Annotated in this window: 4 protein-coding genes; all 4 read right to left on the reverse strand. The window is 71.7% G+C overall.

What is annotated here, in order from left to right; all coding sequences use genetic code 11:
* Nucleotides 1-152, reverse strand: a 152-nt coding sequence (locus IBL26_RS25250) for an NAD-binding protein (protein WP_367615510.1), incomplete at its 3' end; no start/stop codon positions are given.
* Nucleotides 153-260: 108 nt separating this feature from the next.
* Entirely contained in the window at nucleotides 261-1892 is a 1632-nt protein-coding gene (locus tag IBL26_RS25255; RefSeq protein ID WP_187787257.1) for a hypothetical protein, read from the reverse strand.
* A gap of 27 nt (nucleotides 1893-1919) precedes the next feature.
* A complete protein-coding gene (locus IBL26_RS25260; protein WP_187787258.1) occupies nucleotides 1920-2318 on the reverse strand; it encodes a hypothetical protein in 399 nt (132 codons plus the stop codon).
* Nucleotides 2319-3650 (reverse strand): glycosyltransferase family 9 protein (locus IBL26_RS25265; RefSeq protein WP_187787259.1); only part of this gene is annotated, 1332 nt, incomplete at its 5' end. It lies immediately after the preceding gene.

Raw genomic sequence — 3650 nt, forward strand, 5'->3', positions numbered from 1 at the left:
AGGCCGGGCTCGTAGATGGGGATGCGGCCTTCGCGCAGCGCCTCGATCTTTGCCGGGTCCGTGTCGACGATGCACACATCGACGCCGAACTCCGCAAAGCAGGCACCGGAGACGAGGCCGACATAGCCCCCACCAATCATGACGATTTTCATAACATCTACCTTGCCCGATGATGGCCCAGCCAGGTTACGGCCCAGCCTCAGTCTGCTTCGCTCACACTATCTTGCATACTCTTCGCAGTTGCGAAATGGGCAAAGACTTTAAGAGAGCGTCAACAAAATATCACAGGATGAAATCCCGTCCCGCATCGCATCCAGGGCGAAGCGGAACCGCTCCTCCCTCTGCTCCGCCAGCCCGGCCAGGACCACCGTCGGGTAGCCCATCGCCTGCGCCGCCGCACACGCCAGGCCCAGGACGACCGAGGGTCCCTCCGGCAGGAAGCCATCCGGTCCCGTCCAGGCACCACTGTGGTCCAGGCTTGCGGCGAAGGGCTGTTCCAGCAAGAGGAAGTTGATCTCGAAGGCCGCCGGCGCATTGGCTTCCTCCAATGCTTCCCGCAGCCGGAAAGGCGCCCACAGCACCGGCCGGGGCCGCAGCGCCCACAGCCGTTCCGCCCAGCCATCCGGCAGCCGGGCCGGGCCGGCGCCGGTTGCCACGTCCAGCACCACATGCTGCGGTACCGGCCCCGGCTCCTCCAGTGTGGAGGCCGCGCGGAATACCGCGGCGCCCGGCGGCGGCGCCCCGGCACAGGGCCCGGCCTGTATCCAGGCCACGGTGGAGTCCGCCGGGAAGGGCGCCGCCCGGCGCGCCGGGGCCCAGGCATCATAGGCGTCGGCCCGGTGCCGCCACAGCAGCCCGCGCGCCGCATCGCTCCACCAACGCTCCATGGCGGTCTGCTCCGGCTCCGGCCGCATCCAGGGCTTGGCACCGGTGAAGTGTAGGATGGACACCGCCTCCAGCCGTCCGCCGAGGGACTTGGCGGCCAGCTTGGCGTTGCAGTTGAAATTGACCGGCGCCAGCGTCACCGAATGGTCGCGCAGGAAGTGGTTCCACACCCGCTGGTCGGCAAAGCGGTCCAGCACCGGGCAAGGCGGCGTGCCACCCGAAGCCAGTTGCAGCCAGCGCGCCTTGGCCGCCGCGCCCAGCATCGCCCCCGGCAGGCTGAGCACGCCGCTATTGACCACCGGCCGCCCGGTTACAGGCGAGATGACGCCGAACTCACGCTCGCCGCAATCGGCGCAGGCGATCACGCCCTCCCCTTGCCACAGCGGCGCCAGCCCGCCGGTCACCAGCAGATCGGCGTCCAGCAACAGCACCCGCTCGGCCCCGGCCAGCCCCAGCGCCTCGCTGCCCAGATAGGCGATGGGCCCGATCCGGCGCTGGTTCGACGATTGCGCCGGCATCCGGGCGAAGCCATCCAGCGCCAGCCGGTGCAGTTGCAAGCCGGGATAGAGGCGCCGCAGCCACCGCCCGGCCACCGCGTCCAGCGAGGCATCGGCAAAGACGTGGAAGGGGTTGTCCAGCCCCGGATAGGTCTGGCGCAGCGAGAGCAACAGCGCCTCCAGCCCCGGCAGGAAGGCCGCATTGGCCACGGTGGCCAGCACCAAGCCCGGCGGCGGCGGCGTCAGCGAGGCCGGGCGGTTCAGCAGCGCCGGGCGGAAGCGCGGCAGCAGCATCTCTATGTCCTGCGCCCGCAACGCCTCTCCGGCCGCCTGGCGCGCCAGCAGGGCCGGCCGCAGCCGCGCGCGCCCCTCCTCCCGCGCAAAGGCATCCAGCGTGGTGAAGCCAGGCCGGGCCGGGGCATCCCTCGCCGCGTCACGCTGGCGGCGGGCCTCGTCGCGCGCCGCCCGGGCCTCGTCCCGCTGGCGCAGCAGCTCGGCGCGGTCCTCCATCAGCGGGTCCGGCTGGCCGGCCGCGCCTCAGGCATAGGGCGCATAGGATTTCACCTCGGCGAAGCGCGAGCCCAGCAACAGGCTCAGGGACCGCTTCAGCGCCGCCCGCTCGTCATTGGTGATGTAGACCGACCGTGCCAGGCGGACGAAGTCGGCGCCGAAATCCTGCCGCCGCTCGCAGTCGCGGATATCGTCCTCGATGGTCCAGAGCGTTCCGTTCACCGCCCGCAACCGCCCCACCATCTCCGCCGCCTCGGGCGGCGCAGCGGCCAGGATGGGGGCGAAGATCCGCTCCAGCGCGCCCAGCTCCTCCAGCACCTCGGCCCGTTTCCCGGCGTCCTGGATGCGGTCGCGCTTCAGCTCCAGGATGGTCAGCTTGTCGACCAGCTCGCCTATGGAGATGGGGACCACCACATCCGCTACCATTCAGACACTCCCGGTCTCACGCGGCCCGGCAAGGTGGGCCGGGGCCGCCAGCTCCGCCAGCACATGCCCCAGAACACGGTCGAGCGAAAGGCTGGCGATACAGTCGCAGCCCCCCTCCCGCAGCCGCCGTTGGCCCTCCGGCGTCGCCTCGCACGGGTTCGGCGCGGCCAGGGCAGTGGCCCCTGGCCGCAGCGGGCCACGCGTCCGCGCATCGGTCGGGCCGAACAGCGCCGTCAGGGGCAGGCCCAGCGCATGGGCCAGGTTCATCACCCCGCTGTCATTGCTGACGACGTAGCGGCAGGTGGCCAAACCCTCGGCCATCTGCCGCAGGCTGCCGCCGGTCAGGTCCAGCGTCCCGGGCACGTGCTCGCCAGGGCCGCCGAAACTGGCCACCTCAAAGCCGCGCGCCTGCAGCGCCGCCGCCAGGGCCGGGAAGAACGGCCACCGCTTGGCCACCCAGTAGCCGCCCTTGGAACCGGCATGCAGGCCGATCCGCCGCCCCGTCCCGGCCGGCGGCGGCACCTCCGCCACGAAGTAGCGCATGGCATCCTCCGGCGCGTGCGACACCCCCAGCAGCACCCGCGCGGCCTCCAGGTTGAAGACCGCCTCATGCAGCCTGTGCGTCGGGCTGAAGCGGTCCCAGTCCAGCGAGCGGGCGACGCGGCCGGCATCGAAGGCCACCGGCAGGTCGCCGAAGCAATTGGTTACCAGCACAGTGTCGTAGCGCCGGGCCAGTACCGCTTGGCCCAGCGTATGGCAGGCGGAAACGAAGCGCGGGTCGTTGAACAGGAACAGCCGCCCCGGCTGCTCCTCTGCCACCGCGACCTCCACCGGCCGCCCGGTACGCCGCGCCAGGTTGGCGATCAGCGGCCCGGTATGCAGCATGTTGCCCAGCCCGCCGCCCACGGCCACCAGCAGCCCGCCCGGCGCCGCCCGCCGCACCGCCGGTGCCAGCAGGCCCGGCAGTACCTGGCGGTGATAGGCCACCGATTGCTGAGCGGGATCCAGCGCCGCCACCCGCTCGGTCGCCGCCTGGGCTTCCGGGATCATGTTGAGCGCGATCAGCACGCGGCTATAGAGCAACCACACCTTGGCGGCCGCCTGCGCATCCTCCAGCAGCGGCGCCAGTTCCTGCGCCGCACGGTGCATATGGCCGAGCCGGTAGGAAAATACCGCCTGCTCGAACTGCGCCTGCGCCGCCAGCTCCGGCTGCCGCGCGCCGACGATGCTCCAGGCCCGCCAGCCTGCCTCCCACAACAGCCGCCGCCGCGCCGGCGGCAGGCCGCCCGCGGCCGCCGCCCGGCGCAACGCGATGGCCGCCTTGGCCGACAC

The sequence above is a fragment of the Teichococcus aerophilus genome, from assembly GCF_014490485.1.
Taxonomy (GTDB): domain Bacteria; phylum Pseudomonadota; class Alphaproteobacteria; order Acetobacterales; family Acetobacteraceae; genus Pseudoroseomonas; species Pseudoroseomonas aerophila.